Source organism: Lysobacter sp. Root604, from assembly GCF_001427505.1.
In the GTDB taxonomy this organism is placed as follows: Bacteria; Pseudomonadota; Gammaproteobacteria; order Xanthomonadales; family Xanthomonadaceae; genus Lysobacter.
In genome coordinates this window covers 379,131-404,149 of record NZ_LMGS01000009.1, presented here as the reverse complement: position 1 = coordinate 404,149, position 25,019 = coordinate 379,131, and the positions used below count along the sequence as shown (strand labels likewise).

Annotated in this window: 23 protein-coding genes; 10 read left to right on the top strand and 13 right to left on the bottom strand. The window is 69.1% G+C overall.

Annotation, left to right across the window (positions count from 1 at the left end; genetic code table 11):
* The first annotated feature begins 220 nt into the window (after positions 1-220).
* Positions 221-1,015 carry a TatD family hydrolase gene (locus ASD69_RS10180; protein WP_056177479.1) on the top strand — a complete coding sequence of 265 codons (795 nt, stop codon included), beginning with the start codon at positions 221-223 and terminating at the stop codon, positions 1,013-1,015.
* 256 nt (positions 1,016-1,271) lie between these two features.
* On the opposite strand, the gene ASD69_RS10170 is transcribed toward ASD69_RS10180, so the two are convergent.
* From ASD69_RS10170 to ASD69_RS10150, 5 genes are all read right to left on the bottom strand, one after another.
* The gene (locus tag ASD69_RS10170) at positions 1,272-1,712 is read right to left on the bottom strand and encodes a hypothetical protein (protein WP_056177475.1); all 441 of its coding nucleotides are present in this window, start codon (positions 1,710-1,712) and stop codon (positions 1,272-1,274) included.
* A gap of 96 nt (positions 1,713-1,808) precedes the next feature.
* Positions 1,809-2,714: an RNA polymerase sigma factor SigJ gene (gene sigJ, locus ASD69_RS10165; RefSeq protein ID WP_056177472.1), complete on the bottom strand. Its 906-nt coding sequence runs from the start codon at positions 2,712-2,714 to the stop codon at positions 1,809-1,811.
* Positions 2,714-3,151: a carboxymuconolactone decarboxylase family protein gene (locus ASD69_RS10160; RefSeq protein WP_056177470.1), complete on the bottom strand. Its 438-nt coding sequence runs from the start codon at positions 3,149-3,151 to the stop codon at positions 2,714-2,716. Before ASD69_RS10160 ends, sigJ begins: the two co-directional genes overlap by 1 nt.
* Positions 3,152-3,252: 101 nt before the next feature.
* Positions 3,253-3,750 carry a hypothetical protein gene (locus ASD69_RS10155; RefSeq protein ID WP_056177468.1) on the bottom strand — a complete coding sequence of 166 codons (498 nt, stop codon included), beginning with the start codon at positions 3,748-3,750 and terminating at the stop codon, positions 3,253-3,255.
* Between the two features lie 58 nt (positions 3,751-3,808).
* Complete coding sequence (locus ASD69_RS10150) at positions 3,809-4,102, bottom strand: hypothetical protein (RefSeq protein ID WP_056177466.1); 294 nt, start codon at positions 4,100-4,102, stop codon at positions 3,809-3,811.
* A 200-nt stretch (positions 4,103-4,302) separates the two neighbouring features.
* On the opposite strand from ASD69_RS10150, the gene ASD69_RS10145 reads away from it, so the two are divergent.
* Positions 4,303-6,297 carry a winged helix-turn-helix domain-containing protein gene (locus ASD69_RS10145; RefSeq protein ID WP_056177464.1) on the top strand — a complete coding sequence of 665 codons (1,995 nt, stop codon included), beginning with the start codon at positions 4,303-4,305 and terminating at the stop codon, positions 6,295-6,297.
* A 197-nt stretch (positions 6,298-6,494) separates the two neighbouring features.
* On the opposite strand, the gene ASD69_RS10140 is transcribed toward ASD69_RS10145, so the two are convergent.
* The 3 genes from ASD69_RS10140 to ASD69_RS10130 are packed head-to-tail and all read right to left on the bottom strand — an operon-like array spanning position 6,495 to position 8,673.
* The gene (locus ASD69_RS10140) at positions 6,495-6,887 is read right to left on the bottom strand and encodes a hypothetical protein (RefSeq protein ID WP_157499140.1); all 393 of its coding nucleotides are present in this window, start codon (positions 6,885-6,887) and stop codon (positions 6,495-6,497) included.
* Positions 6,888-6,919: 32 nt separating this feature from the next.
* Positions 6,920-7,723: an ABC transporter permease gene (locus ASD69_RS10135; protein ID WP_056177461.1), complete on the bottom strand. Its 804-nt coding sequence runs from the start codon at positions 7,721-7,723 to the stop codon at positions 6,920-6,922.
* Complete coding sequence (locus ASD69_RS10130) at positions 7,720-8,673, bottom strand: ABC transporter ATP-binding protein (protein ID WP_056179767.1); 954 nt, start codon at positions 8,671-8,673, stop codon at positions 7,720-7,722. The genes ASD69_RS10135 and ASD69_RS10130 overlap by 4 nt, the downstream gene beginning before the upstream one ends.
* A 227-nt stretch (positions 8,674-8,900) precedes the next feature.
* On the opposite strand from ASD69_RS10130, the gene ASD69_RS10125 reads away from it, so the two are divergent.
* The 5 genes from ASD69_RS10125 (at position 8,901) to ASD69_RS10105 (ending at position 14,023) form a co-directional block, all read left to right on the top strand.
* Complete coding sequence (locus ASD69_RS10125) at positions 8,901-9,611, top strand: FAD-binding oxidoreductase (protein ID WP_056177459.1); 711 nt, start codon at positions 8,901-8,903, stop codon at positions 9,609-9,611.
* Positions 9,612-9,763: 152 nt separating this feature from the next.
* The gene (locus tag ASD69_RS10120; RefSeq protein ID WP_056177457.1) at positions 9,764-10,186 is read left to right on the top strand and encodes a low affinity iron permease family protein; all 423 of its coding nucleotides are present in this window, start codon (positions 9,764-9,766) and stop codon (positions 10,184-10,186) included.
* A 283-nt stretch (positions 10,187-10,469) separates the two neighbouring features.
* A complete protein-coding gene (locus ASD69_RS10115) occupies positions 10,470-11,987 on the top strand; it encodes an alpha/beta hydrolase (protein WP_056177455.1) in 1,518 nt (505 codons plus the stop codon).
* Between the two features lie 105 nt (positions 11,988-12,092).
* A complete protein-coding gene (locus ASD69_RS10110) occupies positions 12,093-12,839 on the top strand; it encodes an ATP-binding cassette domain-containing protein (protein ID WP_056177453.1) in 747 nt (248 codons plus the stop codon).
* Positions 12,836-14,023: an ABC transporter permease gene (locus tag ASD69_RS10105; protein WP_056177451.1), complete on the top strand. Its 1,188-nt coding sequence runs from the start codon at positions 12,836-12,838 to the stop codon at positions 14,021-14,023. The genes ASD69_RS10110 and ASD69_RS10105 overlap by 4 nt, the downstream gene beginning before the upstream one ends.
* A 661-nt stretch (positions 14,024-14,684) precedes the next feature.
* On the opposite strand, the gene ASD69_RS10100 is transcribed toward ASD69_RS10105, so the two are convergent.
* The 5 genes from ASD69_RS10100 to rpmH all read right to left on the bottom strand — a co-directional run bounded on the left by ASD69_RS10100 (position 14,685) and on the right by rpmH (position 20,405).
* Entirely contained in the window at positions 14,685-15,722 is a 1,038-nt protein-coding gene (locus ASD69_RS10100; protein WP_056177448.1) for an energy transducer TonB, read from the bottom strand.
* Positions 15,723-16,004: 282 nt separating this feature from the next.
* Positions 16,005-17,366 carry a tRNA uridine-5-carboxymethylaminomethyl(34) synthesis GTPase MnmE gene (gene mnmE, locus ASD69_RS10095; protein WP_056177446.1) on the bottom strand — a complete coding sequence of 454 codons (1,362 nt, stop codon included), beginning with the start codon at positions 17,364-17,366 and terminating at the stop codon, positions 16,005-16,007.
* Between the two features lie 681 nt (positions 17,367-18,047).
* On the bottom strand, positions 18,048-19,763 hold the full coding sequence (gene yidC / locus ASD69_RS10090) for a membrane protein insertase YidC (protein ID WP_056177444.1): 1,716 nt from the start codon (positions 19,761-19,763) through the stop codon (positions 18,048-18,050).
* Positions 19,764-19,778: 15 nt separating this feature from the next.
* The gene (rnpA, locus tag ASD69_RS10085) at positions 19,779-20,195 is read right to left on the bottom strand and encodes a ribonuclease P protein component (protein WP_056177441.1); all 417 of its coding nucleotides are present in this window, start codon (positions 20,193-20,195) and stop codon (positions 19,779-19,781) included.
* Positions 20,196-20,264: 69 nt separating this feature from the next.
* Complete coding sequence (gene rpmH / locus ASD69_RS10080; protein WP_031374044.1) at positions 20,265-20,405, bottom strand: 50S ribosomal protein L34; 141 nt, start codon at positions 20,403-20,405, stop codon at positions 20,265-20,267.
* A 382-nt stretch (positions 20,406-20,787) separates the two neighbouring features.
* On the opposite strand from rpmH, the gene dnaA reads away from it, so the two are divergent.
* The 3 genes from dnaA (at position 20,788) to recF (ending at position 25,004) form a co-directional block, all read left to right on the top strand.
* Complete coding sequence (gene dnaA, locus ASD69_RS10075; RefSeq protein WP_056177439.1) at positions 20,788-22,119, top strand: chromosomal replication initiator protein DnaA; 1,332 nt, start codon at positions 20,788-20,790, stop codon at positions 22,117-22,119.
* Between the two features lie 300 nt (positions 22,120-22,419).
* Positions 22,420-23,520, top strand: a complete 1,101-nt coding sequence (gene dnaN / locus ASD69_RS10070; protein ID WP_056177437.1) for a DNA polymerase III subunit beta — start codon at positions 22,420-22,422, stop codon at positions 23,518-23,520.
* 359 nt (positions 23,521-23,879) lie between these two features.
* A complete protein-coding gene (gene recF / locus ASD69_RS10065) occupies positions 23,880-25,004 on the top strand; it encodes a DNA replication/repair protein RecF (protein ID WP_056177435.1) in 1,125 nt (374 codons plus the stop codon).
* Positions 25,005-25,019 lie beyond the last annotated feature (15 nt).

Below are 25,019 nucleotides of genomic sequence, written 5' to 3'. Positions count from 1 at the left end.
CCGCGCCACGACGCGCCCCGCTTTCCGCTTCCTGTGGGAGCGGCGTAAGCCGCGATGGCTCCAGTACGCCGGGATCGCCGATTGCGTCGTGGCCGGCGCTCATCGCGGCTTACGCCGCTCCCACAGAAGGCACAAACAGACAGAAAGTACAGACAGGACGCCCAGAGAGCCGCGTGGCCGGCATTGCTAAACTGCGCGCCTCGCTATCGAACGCATCCTCATGCAACTGCTCGACATCGGCGCCAACCTCACCCACGACAGCTTCGATCCCGACCGCGATGCGGTGCTGCAGCGCGCGCGCGCAGCCGGCGTGGCGCAAATGGTGGTGACCGGCGCCAGCCGCGAGCATTCGCCCAAGGCCCTGGCGCTGGCGCGCAAGCACCCCGGTGAGCTGTACGCCACCGCCGGCGTGCACCCGCACCATGCCAGCGAGTACACCGCCGAATGCGACGCCGAGATGCGCGCCCTGCTCTCGCATGCCGAGGTGGTGGCGGTGGGCGAATGCGGGCTGGACTACTTCCGCGATTTCTCGCCGCGCCCGGCCCAGCGGCGCGCGTTCGAGCAGCAGCTGCAGATCGCGGTCGACACGCGCAAGCCGCTGTTCCTGCACCAGCGCGACGCGCATGCCGACTTCATGGCGACCCTGCGCAACTTCGACGGCCGGCTCGGCCCGGCGGTGGTGCACTGCTTCACCGGCACCCGCGAGGAACTGTTCGACTACCTCGATCAGGACTGGCACATCGGCATCACCGGCTGGCTTTGCGACGAACGCCGCGGCCAGCACCTGCGCGAACTGGTCAAGAACATTCCCGCCGACCGCCTGATGATCGAGACCGACGCGCCCTATCTGCTGCCGCGCACGGTCAAGCCGGCGCCCTCGCACCGCCGCAACGAGCCGATGTACCTGGCCCACATCGTCGAGGAACTCGCGCGCGATCGCGGCGAGGACGTGGCCCTGACCGCCGCCAACAGCACCGCGACCGCGCGCGCGTTTTTCCGACTGCCGGCGCCGTAAGCCGCGCGCCGACGGGAGCTAGCGCGCGCGATCGCAGGGTTCGGTCGCTGCACGCGCGAGCCGCGCCGCCTCGCCATCCACGCTCGATCCGGCCTGGGCCGCCATCGGCGGTCCCGCCGCGGCGCAGTCCACGGCTGCGTCGCAAGCGCCCGGGCGCGCGTCCGCCAAGCCCGTCGCGGGTGCCGGCGGCAGGCCCAGGCCGGCGAGCACGAACGCCAACAGTCCCAGCCAGGGAATGCGGCGCCCGTCATCGCGCTCATTGCGCGGCGAAATCACCGCAGCCGTACCAGTTGGCGGTTTGCGCCGCGCCGGCGATCACCGCATAGGCGTGCTTCTTGCCGGCGCTGTCCAGGCAGGTCTTGCCGCTGGCGACCTTGTTGATGCGCACCACCAGTTCGCGCAACTGGCCGTTGACGTTGATGCGCCCGATCAGGGCGTAGCGGTCGGGCTGCGGTTTGATCTTCGGATCGGGGATCAGGCCGCCGTAGGCCACGCCGGCCAGTTGCGGCACCACCAGGTCGTAGCGCACGGCCTTGGCGCTGGTGTCGACGATCAGACCCCAGCCCTGATTGCCGCCGCGGAACACCGCCGCGGGATACGAGGCGGCGACCGGATCGGCCGAACGCACCGGCGCCGGCCAGGACGCGAGCACGCTGGCCAGACCCAGGCCGGCGATCGCGACGACGAGTACACGCATGGAGCGCTCCTGCGGACGGCGACGGCGAGCTTGCCGTCTCCCCTTAGAACGCGCGGGCGCGGACTACGTGAATGCGTCGGCGCCGGCCACGCGCGCTCAGCCGATCGCGGGGGCGTCCAGCGCGGCCAGCTTGTCCGGATTGCGCATGATGTAGATGCGGGTGGCGCGGCCGTCCTGGTCGTAGGCGAACGACAGCGAGGCGGCGACGTGGCCGTCGTGCTCCAGGATCACGCCGCGCGCGCCGTTGAGGTCGGACACGATCCAGCGGTACTCGCCCCAGTACTGGCGCAGCGACCCCAGCACGAAGTCCAGCACCTGCTCGCGGCCGTGCAGCACGTCCAGGCGCGTGGGCACCTTGCCGCCGCTGTCGGCGCGCAGCTCGATGTCGTCGGCCAGCAGGGCCGCGAAGTCGTCGGTGCGGCCGCTGGCGATCGCGCCCTCGAACGCGGCCAGCAACTGGTCCTGGCGCTGCTGCGGGGTGACGTGGCGCACCCCGCCTTGCTCCACGTGCGCCTTGGCGCGCGAGACCAGCTTGCGGCAGGCCGGTTCCTGCAGCTCCAGGGTGCGCGCGATCTGCGGATAGGGCATATCGAAGATCTCGTACAGCAGATAGGCCGCGCGCTCCTTCGGCGTCAGCCGTTCCAGCAGCAACAGAAAGGCCGTGCTCAGCGACGAAGCCAGCGACAGCGCGGCCTCGGGATGATCCTCGCTGGCGCTGTGGATGGGCTCGGGCAGCCAGGAGCCGACGTAGTCGACGCGGCTGCGGTGCGCCGAGCGCAGCAGGTCGATGCTGCGCCGGGTGCAGATCGTGGTCAGCCACGCGGCCGGGTTGTCGATCGCGGTGTGGTCGGCGTCCTGCCATTTCAGATAGGTGTCCTGGACCGCGTCCTCGGCGTCGGCGCGCGAGCCGAGGATGCGGTAGGCCAGGCCGATCAGCAGACCGCGCTGGCGTTCGAAGGTCGCCGCGAGCGCGGCGGCCTGCGGGTGCGAGGCCTGCGCCATCAGTGCCTCGACACCTGGATGCGGTTCCACAGATTGATCATCGCCACGGTCGAAGTCAGCACGCCGATCTCATTGTCGCTGAAGTGCTGGCGCAGGCGCGCGCGCAACGGGCCCAGCTCGGTGTCGGGCTGCAGCCGGGTCAGGGCCTCGGTCCAGGCCAGCGCGGCGGCTTCGCGCGCGCTGAAGTCTGCGCGTTCGGCCCAGTCCGCCAAGACCTGCAGGCGCTCTTCGGTTTCGCCGTCGGCGATCGCCTCGCGCGTGTGCAGCTTGATGCAGTAGTCGCAGCGGTTGATCTGCGACGCGCGCAGTTGCACCAGATGATGCAGGCCGCGCTCCAGGCCGTGACTGTCCATGGCGCGGTGCACGCTGCCCAGGGCCTGCAGCACGTCGGGGATTTCGCGCTGGTAGTTGATCGCGCGTGCGGCGGTGTCGTTCATAGCTTCGCTCCAGGGGCGACGGACCATTCCGTCTTACTGGAACGACGATCCAGTCCGCGCCGCTGTGACATGCGGCCGCGAACCGGTCGGCTAGGCCGCGCTCAGTACACCGCGAGGTCGCCGCAGCCCTGCAGCGGCGGGTCCATGCCTTCCACGCGCACGCTCACGCTGTGCTGGTGCGGGCGGTCGCCGTCGTCGGTGCAGTCCTTGCGCGAGATCTCGATGATCATCGGCTTGGGGCCCTGCGCCGTGTCCAGCGCGCCGCTGAGCACGATCAGCGAACTCGGCGCGTCCGCGGGCTGGCCGTTGTAACGCGCCTGCCCCTTCGCGCTGTAGCTGCCCGAGCCCCAGGTCAGGGCCACGGTGTGCTGCATGTCGCCGCTGGCCTGGATGTCGATCGACCAGTGCTCGCCGAAGCCCTTGAACGCGGGCACCGGGCTGACTTTGCCGACCTGGTCGGCGCCGATCTTGCCGGCCGGGCGTTCGGCGGGCGCGAGGCGGTCCGGCGCGACCGCCGGTTCGGCCGGGGCGGGGGTGGTGGCGGCGCAGCCGGCCAAGGCCGCGCTCAGTACGGCGGCGGACAGATAGGACAGGCGCATGCGGTCGCTCCGGGACGTTCGAGGGCGCCAGTAGAGCGCATGCCGTGTGGGCGTAGGGTTAACGGACGGCGGCGAGCCGGCGCGCATCCCCGGCCTGCTCCGCCAGCACGATGCGCACGCGCTGGGCGCCGGCACGCCGGCAGGCGCGGCCGACATCGGCCATCAGCCGCGCGCGCACGGCGTAGGCCTGGCCGAGGTTGTCGATGCCGGTCAGGCGCGCGACCGCCTGTTGGTCGGGCAGCGCCGGGCGCGCGCAGTCGATCGACAGCGCCGCGGCTTGCGGCGGCGTGGCGAAGGCGGGGGAGGCGGCCAGCGCGAGCGCGGTGGCCAGGGACAAGACGGTCAGCTTCATGGCGTGGGTTCGGTGGCGCCGGAGGGCCCGGCCCGCACAGGCTGGCGCCGCGTCGTCGCGCGGTCTTTAGGGCGGCATGAGGAAGGTCACTGGGAAGCCCGAGGCCGCAGACCTAAGCTTGGGAAAAGCTTAGGCCGCGTCAGCGCGGCCCGCGCGTAACCGTTAATGGCCCGTCCCCCGATGGTCCGCGACCGCATCACATGACCTCTGCCGTGCCCCCGATCGATCCTGCCCCGCCCGACCTCGCCCCGCTCGCCTTCGACGCCATCGTGATCGACCGCGGCGGACGCCGCCTGCTGCGCGACGGCGAGGTGCAGGCGCTGGAGCCCAAGGCCTATGCAGTGCTGGCGCTGCTGGCCGGCGCCCCTGGGCGGGTGTATGCGCGCGACGAGATCCTGGACGCGGTCTGGGGCCACCGGCATGTCACCCCGGGCGTGCTGAACCGGGTCATGACCCTGTTGCGGCATGCCCTGGGCGAGGACGCGGCCTCGCCGCGCTACCTGCACACCGTGCACGGCTACGGCTATCGCTTCGATCGGCCGCCGGCAGCCGCGTCCGCCGGTGGGGCCGGCCCGGAAGCGGCGGGCGATACGAACGCCCCGATCCCGCCGCGGCGCGCCGACGACGCGGTGGCGACGCCGCCCCGGACGCGGACGCGCGCGATCCTGTTGACCGGCCTGGCCGCACTGCTGGCGATCGCCGCCCTGGTGTGGTGGCGCTACGGCGGCGAAGGCGACGGCGACCCCGGCGTGGCCGGCGCCCGCAGCGAAGCGCCGCCGGTGCTGGCGGTGCTACCGCTGCGCGCGCTCGGCGACGACCCGCGCAGCCAGGACTTCGCCGACGGCCTGAGCGAGGAGCTGATCGGTCTGCTCGCGCGCATCGACGGCCTGCGCGTGACCTCGCACACCTCCTCGGTGCAGTTCCGCGACGCCAAGCTGCCCTTGGCCGAGATCGCGCGCCGCCTGCGCGCGACCCACGTGCTGGAAGGCAGCGTGCGCCAGGACGGCGAGCGCCTGCGCATCAGCCTGCGCCTGGTCGAGGCCGCCAGCGACCGCACCCTGTGGACGCAGGACCTGGACCGCGAGTTCCGCGACATCTTCGCGATCCAGCGCAACATCGCCTACGCGATCGGCAACGCCATGCAGCGCCAGCTCGGCGAGAAGCCGCCGGCGCCGCCGGCCAACGAAGACCCGGCGCTGTACCAGCGCTACCTGATCGCGCGCAACGCCTCGTCCGGCGGCTTGCGCAACACCAACTCCTCCGGGCTGGCGTCCGAGAACGCCTTGCGCGCGCTGCTGCGCGAGCATCCCGACTACGCGCGCGCCTGGGGCGCGTTGGCGGCGCGGCTGTGGCTGCGCTCGCTGGCCAAGGAGCCCGGCCGCGACGCCGTGCGCGCCGAGGCCGATCGGGCCGCGGCCACGGCGCTGAAGCTGGATCCGCAACAACCCGACGCGCTGGGCGTGCAGGCCAACCGCGCCTGCCGCGAACAGCAATGGCAGCAATGCCTGAGGCTGTCCGAACGCTCGATCGCGCTCACGCCCTCGGACACCTCCTGGCGCGGCGCCCATGCGCAGCGCCTGGCGACCATGGGCTACGTCGATCAAGCCCTGCGCGAGATCGACGACACCCTGCTGATCGCGCCTTACGATCCGATGCTGCACTTCTGGCGCGGCCGGTTGCTGGACACCCTGGGCCGCCACGACGAGGCGCAGTCGCATCTGGCCATGGCCGATCCCGTCCAGGCCAAGACCGCGCGCTACTTCAACGCGGCCTGGCGCCGCGACTACGCCACCGCCGCGCGCATCGCCCAGACGCTGCCATCCGATATGCCCTGGCGCAATTCGGAAATCGCCGCGGCCGCGGCGCTGCAGGATCCCTCGCACTGGCCGGCGGTGCTGCCGGCGATCGAAATCTCCGAACGCAGCCTGAGCTACGGCCAGGTCGACTACGACTTCACCCGCCTGCTGCTGCCGGTGCGCGACTACCGCCGCGACATCGCCGGACTCGACGCGGTGCAGCGCGCGGGCTACGCCTCCTACCACTGGGTGCTGTGGCAGCCCGAATCGCGCGCGCTGCGCCGCGATCCCGCGTTCCAGGCCTATCTGCGCGACAGCGGACTGGCCGCGTTCTGGCGCGAGCAGGGCTGGCCGCCGCTGTGCCGCTCGGACGGCGGCGACGGCGCGGTGTGCGACTAGGTCGGCGCCGTAGGGTGCGGTGTTAACCGCACCGTCGCGGAAGTTCGATGCGGCGCGGCGATGCGGTTCGCCTGGGGCTCACCGCATCCTACGAGTGCGGGTGTCTTGGGGTTCTGCGCGCGATCGCGTCGTAGGGTGCGGTGTTAACCGCACCGTCGCGGGAGTTCGATCGAGCTTACGGCGCGTCCGCCTGCGGCTTAAGGCGCCTGCCGCAGCAAGGCATCGATGTCGCCGCGTACCTCGGCGCAGTGGCTGGCCCGATAGCTTTGCTCGTCGGCGATCTCTTCCGCCGGCAACTTCAGCAACTCGATCATGGACTGGCCCATGCCCTCGTACATGTCGTCGCCGTAGCGCGCCTCGTCGACGGACACGCCCGCTTCGCGCGCCCGCGCGTCGGTCTGCGCGCGCAAGCTCGCGGCCAGCCGGCCCAGATCGTCTTCGCCGTAACCGCACAGGGACGCGCGGCTCAGGCGCATGCCGTCGGCGATGGCCAGTTCGCGCAGCAGGCGCACCGCGCCCGATTCGACCTCGGATCGCGCAGCGTCGGTTTCGGCGGCGGCAGCGCCGCCGCTCAGAGCCAGTGCCAGCATCAGCGCCGCCGCGTTCGCGCCGCGGCGCGCGCTCAACTGCGCAGCCCGACGCCGCGCTTGAGCAGCCACAGGCCCAGCGCCGCCAGCGCGACGACGAAGCCCAGCATCAGCGCATAGGCCACCCACAGCGGCACGTCGGAGCTGCCCAGCAGGCCGTAGCGGAAGGCGTTGACCATGTAGAAGATCGGATTGGCGTGGGTCATGGCCTCGGCCCACGGCGGCAGCAGCTTGACCGAATAGAACACGCCGCCCAGGTAGGTCAGCGGGGTCAGGATGAAAGTCGGCACGATCGCGACGTCGTCGAACTTCTTGGCGTAGACCGCGTTGATGAAGCCGGCCAGCGAGAAGATGGTCGCGCCCAGCAACACCGTGGTCAGGGTCACCAGCGGGTGCGGCACGCTGACCTTGGTGAAGCACATCGCGATCAGCAGCACGATGGTGCCCACCATCAGGCCGCGCAGCACCGCACCGGCGACGTAGCCGGTCAGGATCACCCAGTTGGGCATCGGGCTGACCAGCAGCTCCTCGACGTGGCGGCCGAACTTGGCGCCGAAGAAGCTGGAGGAGATATTGCCGTAGCTGTTCTGGATCACGCTCATCATCACCAGGCCGGGGACGATGAATTCCATGTAGCTGTAGCCGCCCATGTCGCGGATCTGCGAGCCGATCAGGCCGCCGAAGATCAGGAAGTACAGGGCCATCGTGATCGCCGGCGGCACCAGGGTCTGGCCCCAGATGCGCAGGATGCGCGCGACTTCGCGCCGCACGATGGTGCCCAGCGCGGTCAGGTTGCGCTGCGCGTTGCTGATGGGCGGATTCGCGACGACCTCGTTCATGCGCTGGGCTCCGGTTGCGCGGGCGCGCCGTTGGCGGGCGGGCCCTTGTCTAGATGGTCGCCGGTCAAGCGCACGAACAGTTCCTCCAGTCGGTTGGACTTGGTGCGCATCGAGCGCACCCGGATGCCGGCCTCGCCCAGGGTCGCGAACACGCGGTTGAGATCCATCGCGCGCGGCATCTCCAGGTCCAGGGTGTGGTCGTCGGTGGCGCTCAAGGTCGCGCCTTCGATGCTGGGCAGGTTCGCCGGCAGCACGCCGTCGATGTCGAACAAGAAGCCTTCGACGTCGAGCTTGGCCAGCAGCGCCTTCATCGGGCCCTGCTCGACGATGCGGCCGTGGTCGATGATCGCCAGATTGCGGCAGAGGCTTTCGGCCTCTTCCAGATAATGCGTGGTCAGGATGATGGTGGTGCCGGCGGCGTTGATCTCGCGCAGGGTCTTCCACATGCCGCGGCGGATCTCGATGTCCACGCCCGCGGTGGGCTCGTCCAGGATCAGCAGCTGCGGCCGGGTCATCATGGCGCGCGCGATCATCAGGCGCCGCTTCATGCCGCCCGACAGGGTGCGGCTCATCATCTGCGCCTTGTCCCACAGCTGGGCGCGCTTGAGCTCTTCCTCGGCGCGCTCGATCGCGACCTTGCGCGGCACGCCGTAGAAGCCAGCGTAATTGACCAGGATGTCGAGCGGCTTCTCGAACATGTTGAAGTTGAGTTCCTGCGGCACCAGGCCGATCAGGCGCATCGCCGCCCCGCGCTGCTTGGTCAGGTCGGTGCCGAAGATCTCGACCGAGCCGGCGCTGAGGTTGACCAGCGAGCTGACGATGCCGATCAGGGTCGACTTGCCGGCGCCGTTGGGCCCGAGCAGGGCGAAGAAGTCGCCCGGGGCGACGTCCAGGGAGACGCCCTTGAGGGCTTCGACGCGGTTGTCGTAGGTCTTGCGCAGCGCGCGCACGGACAGCGCGGGCACCGCCGCGGTGCCGCCGGCCGCGGTGGGCGCGAGCGCCGCGGAGGCCGTACCAGCTTGGTTTTGGGTCATTTCGGGAAGCCTGCGCCGCGAGCCGCGCGGCGATAACCGGTAGTATAGGCGCCCCCGTGGTCGCGCTCCGGCCACAGACTGTTGCAGGTTTGTCGGTAGCCGTGGCCATCCAGCATTTCCCCCTCAAGCTCGTCTCGCGCCGCATGCTGGCCCCCACCGTGGGCCACTACACCTTCGTCCGCGACGACGGCCAGCCGCTGGATTACATCCCCGGCCAGTTCATCCAGGTTCACTTCCAGTACGCCGACGGCACCGCGACCAAGCGCAGCTACTCACTGGCGACCATCCACGACCACGCCCTGGGACCGGGCGAGGCGGTGGAGATCGCAGTGAGCTACGTGCCCGGCGGCGCGGCGACCGCGCTGTTCGAGGGCCTGGACGAGGGCGGCACGGTCGACGCCAGCGGCCCGTTCGGGCGCTTCTGCCTGATGCCCGCCGACGCCAACCGGCGCTACCTGCTGATCGCCACCGGCACCGGCGTGACCCCGTACCGGGCGATGCTGCCGCAGTTGGAAACCCTGATCCGCGAGCGCGGCATCGAGGTGGTGCTGCTGTTCGGCGCGCGCACCCCGGACGAGCTGCTGTACGGCGACGAGTTCCGCGCCTTCGCCGACCGCCAGCCCAACTTCCGCTTCGTGCCCTGCTACTCGCGCGAGCTGCCGGCCGACCCGCACCCGGACACCCGCCACGGTTACGTGCAGCAGTTCCTCGACGAGTTCGCGCCCCAGGGCGAGACCGACATCGCCTACCTGTGCGGCAACCCCAACATGGTCGACGCCTGCTTCGAGGCGCTCAAGGCCCACGGCCTGCCGGTGCCGGCGATCCGCCGCGAGAAGTACGTCAGCAGCAAGTAGCAGGAGTGAGCGTAGAGGAGTGAGAAGTGAGTAGAAGCGCTTTCGCTCGCTCCTCACTCCTCTACGCTCACTACTCGCTTTTCGCTTCCAGCCTCACTCCTGCTCCACACCATGCCCGCCACGATGGCGGCTTCCCAGCAGCGGGGCCGGTCATGGGCATGCACAGCAGTTTCACCCGTGTCGCCAAATGGGCGTCGCGCTTCACCGGCCGGCCGCTGTGTTTCGCGCTGGCGGTGGGATTGATCCTGGTCTGGCTGATCACCGGGCCGCTGTTCGGCTTCAGCGATACCTGGCAGCTGGTCATCAACACCGGCACCACCATCATCACCTTCCTGATGGTGTTCCTGATCCAGAACACCCAGAACCGCGACACCGAGGCCATGCAGATCAAGCTCGACGAGCTGATCCGCGCCAGCCACGACGCCCACAACGCGCTGCTGGACCTGGAAGAGCTGGACGAGGCCGCGCTGGACCGTTACCGCAGCCGCTATCAGGCGCTGGCCCTGTCCGCGCGCCAGGGCGGCGAGAGCGACGAACTGGAAGAGCGCCGTTCCGACCCGGCGCCGGATCTGTAGGCGCGACCTACCGCCTCCTGTGGGAGCGGCGTAAGCCGCGATTGTCGTCCCGATACGCATGATGCCGGTCGTTGGCACCGGCGTCTTGCGCACGATGTCGCCGACGCCGGACGCCCCTTGTCGCGATCGCGGCTTACGCCGCTCCCACAGGAGGCGTCGCGGCTACCCCGCCGCTGGGCCCGCCTGCACCGACGCGACCGCGACCGGTCCGCACTGGTCACATTTTTCCGCCTGCCTCAGTCTGTCATCCTGAAGGCGTATCGCCTTAGGACGAGAGGGATCCATGCGTATCACCCAGACTTTGACGGCCGCGCTCGCGGCCGCCCTGCTGTTGGCCGGCTGCGGCCAGGGCCCGGCCGCGAAGGATCCGGCCCAGGCCGGCGCCGGCCAGCGCCTGTACGGCAAGATCGCCTTCAAGCCCTGCTCGCTGGCCAGCCCGTTCGCGGCCGACAGCATCGCCGCGCAATGCGCGCGCTATGCGGTGCCGGAGAACCCGGCCCTGCCGAAGGGCCGCCAGGTCCAGCTCAACATCGCCTGGCTGCCGGCGACCGACGAGGCCGACATCGCCGCCGATCCGGTGTTCTTCCTCGCCGGCGGCCCCGGCCAGGCCGCCACCGAAGTCTGGCCGACCATGGACTCGGCGTTCCGCGAAGTGCGCAAGCACCGCCACATCGTGCTGATCGACCAGCGCGGCACCGGCGAGTCGAACCCGCTGATCTGCCGCAACGCCAAGGGCGATAGCGCGGTGATGGAGGACGACGCCGGCGGCATCGACGCCGCGGTCAAGTTCGCCGGCGACTGCGCGGCCAAGCTGCAGGCCGATCCGCGCTACTACACCACCACCGACGCGGTGCGCGACCTGGACGCGGTGCGCGCGGCGCTGGGCGCCGACAAGATCGACGTGGTCGGCGGCTCCTACGGCACCCGCGTGGCGCAGCAGTACGCGATGCGCTATCCGCAGCACACCCGCGCGGTGGTGATCGACGGCGTGGTCCCCAACGAGCTGGTGCTGGGCTCCGAGCACGCGCGCAACCTGGACGCCTCGCTGGCGCTGCAGTTCGAGCAGTGCCGCAAGACGCCGACCTGCCGCCAGCGCTTCGGCGACGATCCGCGCGCGCAGCTGCGCGAGCTGATGGCGCGCCTGAAAGAGCATCCGGTCGAGGTCGAGTACCGCGATCCGACCACCGGCGAGCTCAAGCGCGACATGGCCACCGCCGGCGCGGTCGCCGGCCTCACCCGCATGTTCGCCTACGCACCGCAGGCCGCCGCGCTGCTGCCGCTGGTGCTCAACGAGGCCGACCAGGGCCGCTACGCACCGCTGATGTCGCTGGCGCAGATGATCCAGGGCCAGGTCAGCGAACAGATCATGCACGGCATGCAGCTGTCGGTGATCTGCGCCGAAGACGCGGATCTGTTGAAGGACGATCCGGCCGACGCCGACACCGTGATGGGCAGCGACCTGTCCACGGTGCTGGTCGCGCAGTGCAAGGCCTGGCCGACCGGCAAGCGCCCGGCCGATTTCCACGCACCCTTCAAATCGTCACTGCCGACGCTGCTGCTGTCGGGCGAGTTCGATCCGGTAACGCCGCCGCGCTACGGCGAGCAGGTGCTCAAGGGCCTGCCCAACGGTCGTCACCTGGTGCTGCGCGGCCAAGGCCACGGCAGCTTCGCCTCCGGCTGCATGCCCAAGCTGCTGAGCCAGTTCCTGGAAAGCGCCGACGCCAAGCAGCTCGACGCCAAATGCCTGGGCACCTTGGACTACGTGCCGCCGTTCGTCTCGTTCAACGGGTGGGAGCCTTGAAGGCTGAGATTGGAGATTGGGGATTTGGGATTCGTAGAACCCCTCCCTCGATTCTCTCCGCTTTTGCCAATCCCGAATCCCTAATCCCAAATCCCGGGCGAAGCCATGATCACCGCTAACGATCTGCACAAGAGTTTCAAAACCAAGACCGGCGTGGTCCACGCCGTCGAGGGCGTCGACTTCGAGGCCCGCGACGGACAGATCACCGGCCTGCTCGGCCCCAACGGCGCGGGCAAGACCACCACCCTGCGCATGCTCTACACCCTGATGCAGCCCGATCGCGGCGACATCCAGGTCGACGGCGTCGATGCGCGCCGCGATCCGGCCACGGTGCGACGCGCGCTGGGCGTGCTGCCCGACGCGCGCGGCGTGTACAAGCGCCTGACCGCGCGCGAGAACATCGCCTACTTCGGCGAGCTGCACGGCATGTCGCGCGCGGCGATCGCCGAACGCACGCGCACCCTGGCCGCGGCGCTGGACATGAACGACATTCTCGACCGCCAGACCGAAGGCTTCTCGCAGGGCCAGCGCACCAAGACCGCGATCGCGCGCGCCCTGATCCACGACCCGCGCAACGTGATCCTGGACGAGCCCACCAACGGCCTGGACGTGATGACCACGCGCGCGATGCGCGGCTTCCTCAAGCAGCTGCGCGACGAGGGCCGCTGCGTGATCTTCTCCAGCCACATCATGCAAGAGGTGGCCGCGCTCTGCGATCGGATCGTGATCGTGGCCAAGGGCAAGGTGGTCGCCTCCGGCACCGCCGACGAGCTGCGCGCACAGACCGGCGAAGCCAATCTCGAGGACGCGTTCGTGCGCGCGATCGGCAGCGACGAGGGCCTGCACGCATGAAGACCTCCTGGTTCTCCGCAACGATGGCGGTGATGCGCAAGGAACTGCGCGACATCGGCCGCGACCGCCGCACCCTCGCCCTGGCCCTGTTGCTGGGTCCGCTGCTGTACCCGGTGCTGATGCTGGGCATGGGCTCGCTGGCTGAGAAGCGCGCCAAGACCCAGCTCGACAAGACCCTGGAAGTGCCGGTGCTGGGCGCCGAGCGCGCGCCCAACCTGATCGCCTACCTGGCCACCCGCGGCATCGTCGCGACCAAGCCGCCGGCCGACCTGGACCAGGCGATCGCGCGCCAGGACGTCGACGTCGCCCTGCAGATCGGCGCCGAGTACGGCAAGCAGTGGAAGGACGGGCAGCCGGCGCAGGTGGAAATCGTGCAGGACACGACGCGGCGCGACGCCGAGATTCCGAGCGCGCGTCTGCGCAACGCTTTGGAGTCGTACAGCCAGCAGGTAGGCGCGCTGCGCCTGCTCGCGCGCGGCCTGTCGCCGACCATCGTGCGGCCGGTCAACGTCGGCACGCGCGATCTGGCCACGCCGGAAGCCAAGCGCGGCCTGATGCTGTCCTTCATGCTGCCCTACCTGCTGATCTTCTCGTCCTTCATCGGCGGCGCGGCCCTGATCCTGGACGCCACCGCCGGCGAGCGCGAACGCCAGTCGCTGGAACCGTTGCTGGCCACGCCGGCCTCGCGCGGCTCCATCGTCAGCGGCAAGATCGCCGCGGCCTGCGTGCTGGGCTTCACGTCCCTGCTGCTGACCTTGCTGGCGTTCAAGCTCAGCGCGCAGATGGGCACGGGCAGTTCGCGCATGCTCGACGTGAGCTTCATGGCGATCGGCAAGATGCTGCTGATCCTGCTGCCGATGCTGTTCATCGGCACCGCGCTGCTCACCTATCTGGCCGCCGGCGCCAAGAGCATCAAGGAAGCGCAGAGCCACATGACCTGGCTGATGTTGATGCCGATGGTGCCGACCATCATCCTGATGGTGAACCCGCTCAAGACCCAGCTATGGCAGTTCACGGTGCCGTTCCTGGCCCAGAACCAGCTGCTGTTGAAGGTGATCCGCGGCGAGTTCATCGCGCCGCAGGTGTGGATGGTCTACCTGGCCGCCGGCTTCGCCCTGGCCGCGCTGCTGTGGTTCGCGGCGGTGCGCCGTTACCACAACGAACGCCTGGCGATTTCGGGCTGAGGTTCGAGCCGCAATGTGTATCGCAGAAAGCCCGGCCTAGCGCCGGGCTTTTTGTTTCGATGCGGCGCGTCGCGTGGCCGTAGGATGCGACGACCACCGCACCGTCGCGATGCTTCGGTGTCACGCGACGATGCGGTTCGCCCAAGGCTCACCACATCCTACGTTCGCGAGCGTCGTCGTAACGACGCAGCGCTTGCTGCGTCTGCGGTTGTTGCTGTTGCTGTTGCTGTTGCTGCGGCATTCAAATCCAAAAGCGCCGCATTCACACGACCAACTGTAGACCCGAAGGGCGGCGCGCAGGACGCGCGCCGTTTTTCGAATGGACAGGGATGTCCATTCGAAAAATCCCGGCGAAAGCCCCGAACTCGCAGGGGCTTCGGCCAGAAAAGACGAAAGCAAAGCAACAGCAAATCCTCCCCAACCCGCCCGATCAGCAGGCACAGCCTGCCGGCGTTCAGCCGCGCACGAACCTGCGGTTCGTAAGCCGCACGGCTTCACCTTTTTCAAAGGAGGGAGCTAAAGAGCTAGGAGCAAGTGGTCGAGATTCGCGCACGAGCCTACGGTTCGTAAGCCGCGCAAAAAACAACGCCCGGCCGAAGCCGGGCGTTGCGGGTACTGCGGACGGGTCCCCTGTGCATACGCACTCCCGCCATTGGATCGCTTAACCGCCGGGATTGAACCCGATCGTGCGACGGGTCGTGACCGGTGCCCCCACCGGCTGGAACCGCCACTTGCGCACCGCATTGACCGCCTCGCGGTCGAAGATGCGCGCCGGGTTGGAACGGACCACGCGGGCGGCGGTGACCGAGCCGTCGGTGCCGACGGTGAACTCGACCTGCACTTCGCCCGACTGACCCGCGCGCAGCGCTTCCGGCGGATAACGCGGCGCCGGCGTCGACACCGCGCGCAGATCGTTGCCCGCCGACGGCGTGGCGGCGGCGGTCTGACGCGCTTCGGCGGCACGCGCTTCGGCCGCGCGTTGCTCGGCCGCGCGCTGATCGGCGGCACGCTGGTCGGCGGCGCGCTGATCGGCTTCGCGGGTGGCGGCGGCCTGACGCTCGGCGGCCTGCGAGGCGGCCAGCTGGGTCGCGGCCTGCTTCTGCTGAGCTTCCTGCTGGGCCAGACGCTGCTTCTCGAGGTCGGCCTGCTTCTTGGCCTGCTCCTCGGCGGTCAGCACCTGCTGTTCGGCGCGCTTGGCGACCTCGGCCTGCTTGGCGACGATGCTGGCCTTCAGGCGCGCGAGCGCCGGATGCTGGGCATCGGCTTTTTCCAACAGGGCCGACAGGCGCTGGGCTTCGGCGAAGTCCTCGCGGCCGACGCTCTGCTCGGTGGCGATGACGGTCATCGGTAGCAGGTCGGTGAGCGCGCTGGAGACGGCGGCATCGGCCGGCGCCTTGTCGCGCAGTGCGAGGTAGTACTCGACCGCATTGTCTTCGACCGGTGCGTACAAACGGTTTTCCGCATAGGCCTTGCGGGCGGCCTCGCGCAGCTGATCGACGGTCAAGGCCGAGACCTTGGCCGACACTGCGGTTTCCGGTGTTACCGCCGGGGCCGTGGTGGCCGCGGAGGTGGCCGCCGCATCCTGGGCGGGTTGATCCTTACCGCAAGCAGCCAGCGTGCAGGCCAGGGCCAGCGCGATGGTCGCATGCGTTACGACGGACAGCCGGCGTGAACGCCGGTCATTTTGGTTCACAGTCATTGGCAAAACTCCCCTGAAGTGCGCCGTAGCGAGCACACGCCGGATAGGACGCGCTAGCAGGCCGCGTTTGTCAAGCGGCCGGGGGCCAAAAAACGGCCTCGGCCAAGCATGAATCGGGGATTGTGACCGATCCGGGGCGGCAGGGTTCCGCGAGCGCCCGCTTGGGGGCGCGCGGCCAAACTCCGCAACGTGGCGGGACCGTCGCCGCGTCGCCCGGGGCGCCGGCGCGCGCACGGCGGCGCGTCCCGCAATGCGGGTGCCGCATGGCGCCTCGGTGGTGTCCTACTTGCCGATGCAGAAGCTCGAGAAGATGTGCCCGAGCAGATCGTCGGCGCGGACCCGGCCGGTGATTTCGCCCAGGGCGTCGTGCGCTTGGCGCAGGGACTCGGCGGCCAGATCCAGGACCTCGCGCTCGAGCTGGCCCCCGGCATCGGCCAGTTCGGTCTGGGCCCGGCGCAAGGCCTCGACGTGGCGGGCGCGCGCGGTGAAGGCGCCTTCGCTGGCGTCGGCGCCCTCGCCCTGGGCAAGCCGGCGCAGGTGCGCATGCAGGGCGTCCAAGCCCTGGCCGGTGCGCGCGGACAGGGCGATGCGGTCGTCGCCGTCCAGCGCGGCGGCCGCGGCCAGGTCCAGCAGGTCGGCTTTGTTGTGCAGCCACAGCCGCGCCGGCACGCCGGCGATGGCGTCGGCGACCGCGGCATGGCCGGACTCGGGATCGCGCGCGTCCAGCACCACGATCGCCAGATCGGCGCGCGCGAGTTCGTCGCGGGCGCGGCGCATGCCCTCGCGCTCGATCGCGTCGCCGCCCTCGCGCAGGCCGGCGGTATCGACCAGGGTCAGTTCGACCCCGTCGCTGCGGATGGTCTCGTGCAGCAGGTCGCGGGTGGTGCCGGCGATGTCGGTGACGATGGCGCGCTCGCTGCCGGCCAGGGCGTTGAGCAGGGAACTCTTGCCGGCGTTGGGCGGGCCGACGATGACCGCATGCAGGCCGTCGCGCAGGCGGCGGCCGCGTTCGGCGGCGGCCAGCAGGGCATCCAGGTCGGTCGACAGCGATGCGAGGCGGCGACGCAGCCCGGCGCCGCCCAGCGTGTCCAGGGGTTCGTCGGCGAAATCGATCGCGGCTTCGACGTGCACGCGCACCGCCAGCAGCTCGTCGGCCAGGGCATCGACGCGGCGCGAGAACTCGCCGTCGAGCGCGCGCCGCGCCGCACGGGCGGCGCGTTCGTCGGCGGCCGCGATCAGGTCGGCGACGGCCTCGGCCTGGGCCAGGTCGAGGCGGCCTTCGAGGAAAGCGCGCTCGCTGAATTCGCCGGGGCGCGCGCGGCGGGCGCCGAGCGCGCCGCAGCGCGCGGCCAGGGCCTGCAGCACCGCGGGACTACCGTGCGCCTGCAGCTCGACCACGTCCTCGCCGGTGTAGCTGGCGGGCGCGGCGAAGTAGAGCGCGATGCCGTCGTCGATGGCCTCGCCGTCGGCGTCGACGAACCGTACATGGTGGGCATGGCGCGGCCGCAGCCGGCGCGCGGCCAGCGTCTCGCCGATCGCGCGCGCACGCGGTCCCGACAAACGCACGATGCCGACGCCGCCCGCGCCGGGCGCGGTGGCGATCGCGGCGATGGTGTCGCGGTCGGAAGGGGGCGTGGCGGTCATGCGGGTTCGAGGCGGCGGCGGGGCATCAGGGTAGCGCGTTGGATGTGGGGTAGATGGCGCACGGCCGGGAGAAAAGGCAATTGCGCTTACGGCGCTGCGCCGCCCTCACCCTCACCCCGCAGGCGGGAGACGGGACGCCCAAGCGGCGGTTGCGGTTGCGGCGGCGTTGCCGTTGCCGTTGCCGTTGCTGCGGTATTGAAGTCCAAAAGCACCGCGCTCACACAGCCAACCGTAGACCCGAAGGGCGGCGCGCAGGACGCGCGCCGTTTTTCGAATGGACAGGGACGTCCATGGTCACGCTAACCCTTCTCTTTGGTTACTTTTGACCGAAGGGAATCCAGACGGACTCTTGGGTTAGCAAGAGAAAGTGACCCGCATGCGCAGCAGGCGGAAGCCTTTGACTTCCGTGAAGAACCCGCGCAAAGCAAAGCAAAAGCAAATCCTCCCCAACCCTCCTTTTCCAAAGGAGGGAGCTAGGAGCAAGAGCCTGCGTGCGTTCAGCCATGCACGAACCTGTAGTTCGTAAGCCGCACGGCTTCACCCTTTTCCAAAGGAGGGAGTCAAAGACCAAAGTCTCGGTCCGGCCCGATCCAGCCCAACCGATCGGCGTAGCCAGCAGGCACCCCACAAACACGAAGCCCGCCGAGAGGCGGGCTTCGTGAGCGAACGATGCGGCGCGGATCAGGCCTTGGCCGGCGCCTCGGCGTAACGCTTGGTCATCCACCACTGCTGCAGCAGGCCCAGGCCGCTGTTGGTGATCCAGTACAGCACCAGACCGGCCGGGAAGAAGGCGAACATCACGCCGAACACCAGCGGCATCAGCTGCATCATCTTCTTCTGCATCGGGTCCATGCCCGGCGTCGGCGTCAGCTTCTGCGTAGCCCACATCACCGCGATGTTGATCAGCGGCAGCACGAAGAAGGGATCGCGCGCGGTCAGATCGTGGATCCACAGCATCCACGGCGCATGGCGCAGCTCCACCGACTCCAGCAGCACCCAGTACAGGGCCAGGAACACCGGCATCTGCACCAGGATCGGCAGACAGCCGCCGACCGGATTGATCTTCTCCTTCTTGTACAGCTCCATCATCGCCATCTGGAACTTCTGCTTGTCCTCGCCGTAGCGCTCCTTGAGCTGCTCGATGCGCGGCTGGAACTTGCGCATCTTCGCCATCGAGCGGTACTGCGCGGCGGACAGCGGGTACATGGCCAGCTTGATCAGCACCACCAGGCCGATGATCGACCAGCCCCAGTTGCCGAACAGGCCGTGCAGCTTGTCCAGCAGCCAGAAGATCGCGTTGGCCATCGTGGCCATGATGCTGTAGCTGCTGAAGTCGACCGCGCGTTCCAGGCCGGGGACCTGCTGGCCCTCGATCGCCTTGACCAGCTTGGGACCGATCCACAGGCGCGCCTCGGTCTGCGCCTTGGCGCCCGGCGCGACGTTGACGGCCGGGCCGAGGTCGCGGATCAGATACTGTGCGCCGCCGCCGGCGGTGCCGGCGGTCGCGAGCGAGAACATGCCCTCGTCGTTGGCGCCCGGGATCCAGGCGGCGAAGAAGTGGTGCTGCAGCATCGCCACCCAGCCGCCGGTGACCTTCTTGTCGAGCGGGCCGTCCTCGCCGAACTTGTCGAACTTGCGCTTCTCGTACTTGTCGGCGGCGCTGTACCAGGCCGCGCCCTGGAAGCTGTACTGCTCGGCGTTCATCGGGCCGCTGCGGGTCAACGCGCGCGGCACGCGCGCGAGCTGGCGGTAGATCACGCCCTGCCACAGCGCGGCGCCGGCGTTGACGATTTCGTCGCGCACGGTGACGGCGTAACCGCTGTGCTGGAACACGTAGGTGCGGCGGATGGTCAGGCCGTTGGCGCCGGTCCAGACGAAGGGCACCGCGATTTCCTTGGCGCCGTTGGCCAGCACGTAGTCGCGCTGCGCGCTCTCGGGCACGAAGCCGCCCTCATGCGTCGGGGTAGCGCCGTTCTGGCTGACCCAACCGCTCTGGGCGACGAAGTAATTGTTGGCGTCCTCGGCCAGCAGACGCACCGGCGCGCTGTCGTCGGCCGCTTCGCTCGGATACTTGAGCAGGTCGGCGCGGTGCAGGGTGCCGCCGTCGAGCACGACCTTGAGCACGTCGGTGGTGACGGTGACCGTCTGCGCGGCGCTGGGCGCGGCGACCGTGGCGGTCGGCGTAGCGCCGGGCAGGGCCGGCGCGGCGGGTACCAGGCCCTTGCCGGCCGCGGCCGTGGGCACGGTCGCGCCGGGCACGGTGCTGGCCGTGGCGGCGGCGGAAGCGGCGGTGACCGCCGGCGCCGGAGGCGCGGACTTCTCCTTGCCCCATTCCATCCACAGCAGGGTCGCCACCATCAGCCAGGCGAAGATCAGGAATACACGGGTCTGGTTCATGGGCAGCAGGCGGGCTCAGCCGGGACCGGGGTCCGGCAGTGGGGAGGGAATGGGATCGGCCGGCATTGTGCCGGGCACCGCAGGTGCGGGCAACGCGCCGGCGCGCTTGAGCAGACCCAGGAAGGCCTGATCGAGTTCCTCACGCGTGCAGCGCGAGGCCCCGGGGCGGGCGACCACGACGTAATCGCCGCGCGCCAGCTCGGCGCGCAGTTTGCGGAAGGTATCGCGCAGGGCGCGCTTGATGCGGTTGCGGCCGACCGCGTGCGGGTCGACCTTGCGCGATACCGCCAGGCCCAGACGCGGCTCGCAATCGACGACCTGCCAATGCAAAGCAAGCACGGGCAGCGCGATGCGCCGGCCGTGCTTGAAGATGCGGTCGAAATCCGAACGCGCGCGTACCCGCGCGGTGCGCGGGAAGCGGGTGGAATTCATCAGGTCGGTACCGGCGATTGCCGGACGGTTGCCTGGGATCGCCTTAGCGACGGGCAACCGGAACGACGTTTAGGCGCAGAGACGCTTGCGGCCCTTGGCGCGACGACGGGCCAGGATCTTGCGGCCGTCGGCGGTCGCCATGCGGGCACGGAAACCGTGGTCGCGCTTGCGCTTGAGGTTGCTGGGCTGATAGGTGCGCTTGGTGGCCATGGTCCGGCTCTATTAATACGGCGGAAAAGACCGGCGATCATAGCGGCGATCCCAGGGCGCGGTCAAGTTGAACTGAACAGCGGGGCGCTAGGGGCGGTGTCCCCGGCCGCTGCGACGGCCGGGGTCCATGCTACGGCGATGCGGTGTCCGGCGCTTGGTCAAGAACGCGCCAATCCGCGTCCTGGCTGGCTCGCGCCGGGTCCGGGCCTGTGGACTAGCCTGTGTTCAGCCTTGTGGACAAGTCCTGTTCCGGACCTCGCCGCGGTGATAGTCTGGCCGACCCCCCTGCCCCGTTCGCCGCGAGTCGCATCGCGCGGCCGGCGGCGTTTCGACCGCCGCGCCCCCAGGCCGGCCGCACCGCACTAAGAAGACCTGCCGACCGATGGAAGCTTGGCCCCGCTGCCTCGAACGACTCGAAGCCGAATACCCGGTCGAGGATGTCCACACCTGGCTCAAGCCGCTGCAAGCGGCCCAGCGCGACGACGTCACGGTGCTGTATGCGCCCAACGCTTTCGTCGTCGAGCACGTGCGCGAACGCTACCTGGGACGCATCCGCGAGCTGCTGAATTATTTCGCCGGCAGCGCCGAGGTCAGCCTGGAAATCGGTTCGCTGCCGCGCGTGGCGCCGGTGCGCGAAGCCGAGCCGGTCAACGCCGCGCGCGCGGCCGCGGTGGCGCCGGTCGAACCCTTCCAGGGCAACCTGGACAATCACTACACCTTCGACAACTTCGTCGAAGGCCGCAGCAACCAGCTCGGCCGCGCCGCGGCGCTGCAGGCGGCGCAGAAACCCGGCGAACGCGCGCACAACCCGCTGCTGCTGTACGGGGGTACCGGCCTGGGCAAGACCCATCTGATGTTCGCCGCCGGCAACGCCATGCGCGAGGCCAATCCGGCCATGCGCGTGATGTACCTGCGTTCGGAACAGTTCTTCAGCGCGATGATGAAGTCGCTGCAGGACAAGACCATGGATCAGTTCAAGCGCCAGTTCCAGCGCGTGGACGCGTTGTTGATCGACGACATCCAGTTCTTCGCCGGCAAGGACCGCACCCAGGAGGAGTTCTTCCATACCTTCAACGCGCTGTTCGACGGCAAGCAGCAGATCATCCTGACCTGCGACCGCTACCCGCGCGAAGTCGAGGGCCTGGAGCCGCGCCTGAAGTCGCGCCTGGCCTGGGGCCTGTCGGTGGCGATCGAGCCGCCGGACTTCGAGACCCGCGCCCAGATCGTGATCTCCAAGGCCAAGGAACGCGGCGCCGCGATTCCCGAGGAAGTCGCGTTCCTGCTGGCCAAGAAGATGCGCAGCAACGTGCGCGACCTGGAAGGCGCGCTCAACACCCTGACCGCACGCGCCAACTTCACCGGCCGCGCGATCACCGTCGAGTTCGCCCAGGAAACCCTGCGCGACCTGTTGCGCGCACAGCAGCAGGCGATCGGCATCCCCAACATCCAAAAGACCGTGGCCGATTACTACGGCCTGCAGATGAAGGACCTGCTGTCCAAGCGCCGCACCCGTTCCCTGGCGCGCCCGCGCCAGGTCGCGATGGCGCTGACCAAGGAACTGACCGAGCACAGCCTGCCCGAGATCGGCGATGCCTTCGCCGGCCGCGACCACACCACGGTGCTGCATGCCTGCCGGCAGATCCGCACCCTGATGGAGACCGACGGCAAGCTCCGTGAGGATTGGGACAAGCTGATCCGCAAGCTCAGCGAGTGAGCCTGCAGGCGACGAACGGCGCCGGTGCAGGTACTCTTCGAACAAAGCGGTGCATGGCTCGCGTACAAGCTGTGGATAGATCGGAGCCGGCGACCGGCCTCCAAATTTATCCACAGATTGTCCCGGAGCTCAGGGTCCGGTTCTACCGAACTTTGCATGAACGAAAAATCCAGTATAAACAATAGGTTGTCTTAGTTTTCCCGGATTTTCGGCGACACCATCACCACCATGCTTTTGATTTATCCATCTCTTTTGTATTGGGCGTTGCCGCCCGAACCGACTAGGGGCTAAGGGGTCCGCATGCGTTTCAGCCTGCAACGAGAAGTGTTTCTCAAGCCGTTGGCGCAAGTCGTCAACGTAGTCGAACGCCGGCAGACCCTGCCGGTCCTGGCCAACCTGCTGGTGCAGGTCAAGGACGGGCAGCTGTCGCTGACCGGTACCGACCTGGAAGTCGAAATGGTGTCGCGCATCCTTGTCGACGACGCCAAAGACGGCGAAACCACCATCCCGGCGCGCAAGCTGTTCGAAATCGTTCGGGCCCTGCCCGACGGCAGCAAGGTGACCGTCACCCAGACCGCCGAGAAGATCACGGTCCAGGCCGGGCGTTCGCGCTTCACGCTGGCCAGCCTGCCGGCCAACGACTTCCCGTCGATCGACGAAGTCGAAGCCACCGAGCGCGTGCGCGTGCCGGAAGCGGCGCTGAAGGAACTGATCGAACGCACCGCGTTCGCGATGGCCCAGCAGGACGTTCGCTACTACCTCAACGGCTTGCTGTTCGATCTGCGCGAAAACAGCCTGCGCTGCGTGGCCACCGACGGCCATCGCCTGGCGCTGTGCGAAACCGCCTACGAAGGCAGCGGCCAGACCAAGCGCCAGATCATCGTGCCGCGCAAGGGCGTGCAGGAGCTGCAGCGTCTGCTGGAAGGCGGCGACCGCGAGATCGAGATCGAGATGGGCCGCGGCCACATCCGGGTCAAGCGCGACGATGTGACCTTCACCAGCAAGCTGATCGACGGCCGTTTCCCGGATTACGAGGCGGTGATTCCGATCGGCGCCGACCGAGAAGTGCGGATCGAGCGCGAAACCCTGCGTGCGGCCCTGCAGCGTGCGGCGATCCTGTCGAACGAGAAGTACCGCGGCGTGCGCATCGAAGTCTCGCCCGGGCAGCTCAAGATCAGCGCGCACAACCCGGAGCAGGAAGAAGCGCAGGAAGAAGTGGAAGCCGACACCAAGGTCGACGATCTGGCGGTGGGCTTCAACGTGAACTACCTGCTCGATGCCCTGACTGCCTTGCGCGACGAGCACGTGGTGATCGCGCTGCGCGATGCCAATTCCTCTGCGCTGGTGCGCGAAGCGGCCAACGAGAAGTGCCGCCACGTGGTGATGCCGCTGCGTCTTTGATCGGCTGCCGGTCCGGAAGGGCCGGTTCCACGTGGAACATGAAACGCCCGGCGCTGCCGGGCGTTTCGTTTTGGGGCCGGCGTGGGCTGTGCGTTGCCTCGGTTTGGCTATGCATTGCTCGCTCGTCTGAAAGGCTGAGGCCGAACGGGTTGGGGAGGATGAGGCCCCGCTTGCGGCTGGCCTGAAAGCAAATCCCCCTCAATCCCCCTTTTTCAAAAGGGGGAGGCCGCATCGATGGATTATCGATTTCTGCTCCCTGCTCCCTGCTCCGCTGCCCGCTACCTCCCAGTCCTTCCAATCCCCCAGCGTCCTGCGCGTTCCTCCCGCGCCTCCCTAAACCGATCTGCGATCATCCGCACATGCACGTAACCCGCCTGGAAGCCCGTGGCCTGCGCCGCTTCGCCGATGTCCGGCTGGCGCCCGCGCCCGGGATCAATCTGATCACCGGCGATAACGGCGCCGGCAAGACCAGCCTGCTCGAGGCCCTCCACCTGATGGCCTACGGGCGCAGCTTCCGTGGTCGGGTCCGCGATGGCCTGGTCCGGGCCGGTGATCCGGCCTTGGAGGTGTTCGTCGAATGGCAGGAGGGTCTCGGCCCGAATGTGGCCGCGGTCGCCGACGGCGGCCCGACCGCGACCCGGCTGCGCAAGGCCGGGCTGCGCCACAGCGGGCAGGACTGGGTCGGTCGCCTGGACGGCAGCCCCGTGGCCCAGTTGGGCGAGTTGTGCGCGGCGCTGGCCGTGGTCAGCTTCGAACCCGGCAGCCACGCCCTGATTACCGGCGGTGCCGAAGCGCGTCGGCGTTATCTGGATTGGGGCCTGTTCCACGTGGAACACGACTTCATCGCCCTGTGGCGGCGCTACACCCGCGCGCTCAAGCAGCGCAACGCCCTGCTCAAGGCCCGGGCCCGCGACGGCCAGCTCGACGCTTGGGACCGAGAGCTGGCCGATGCCGGCGAACCCCTGAGCCGGCGCCGCCAGCACTATCTGGAGGATCTGCAACCGCGCTTCTCGGCCCTGGCCACCGAACTGGCCCCGGCGCTGGGCGACACCCGCCTGGACTACCTGCCGGGTTGGCGCCGCGACGAGCTGCCGCTGGCCGACGCCCTGCTGCTGGCGCGCGAGCGCGACCAGATCGCCGGCTACACCTCGGTCGGCCCGCATCGCGCCGACTGGCGCATCCAGTTCGGCGGCCTGCCCGGCCGCGACGCGCTGTCGCGTGGCCAGGCCAAGCTCACCGCCCTGTCCGCCCTGCTGGCCCAGGCCGAGCACCATGCCCTGGCGCGCAAGGAATGGCCGGTGATCGCGCTGGACGATCTGGCCTCCGAGCTCGACCGCCAGCACCAGCGCCGGGTGCTGCAGCGCCTGATCGCGTGCGGTGCCCAGGTCTTCATCACCGGCACCGAGGCGCCCAGTGCCCTGGCCGAGCTGGGCGTCGAGACCAAGGTGTTCCACGTGGAACAAGGAGAAATTTGTCCTGCCTAGATGTTCCACGTGGAA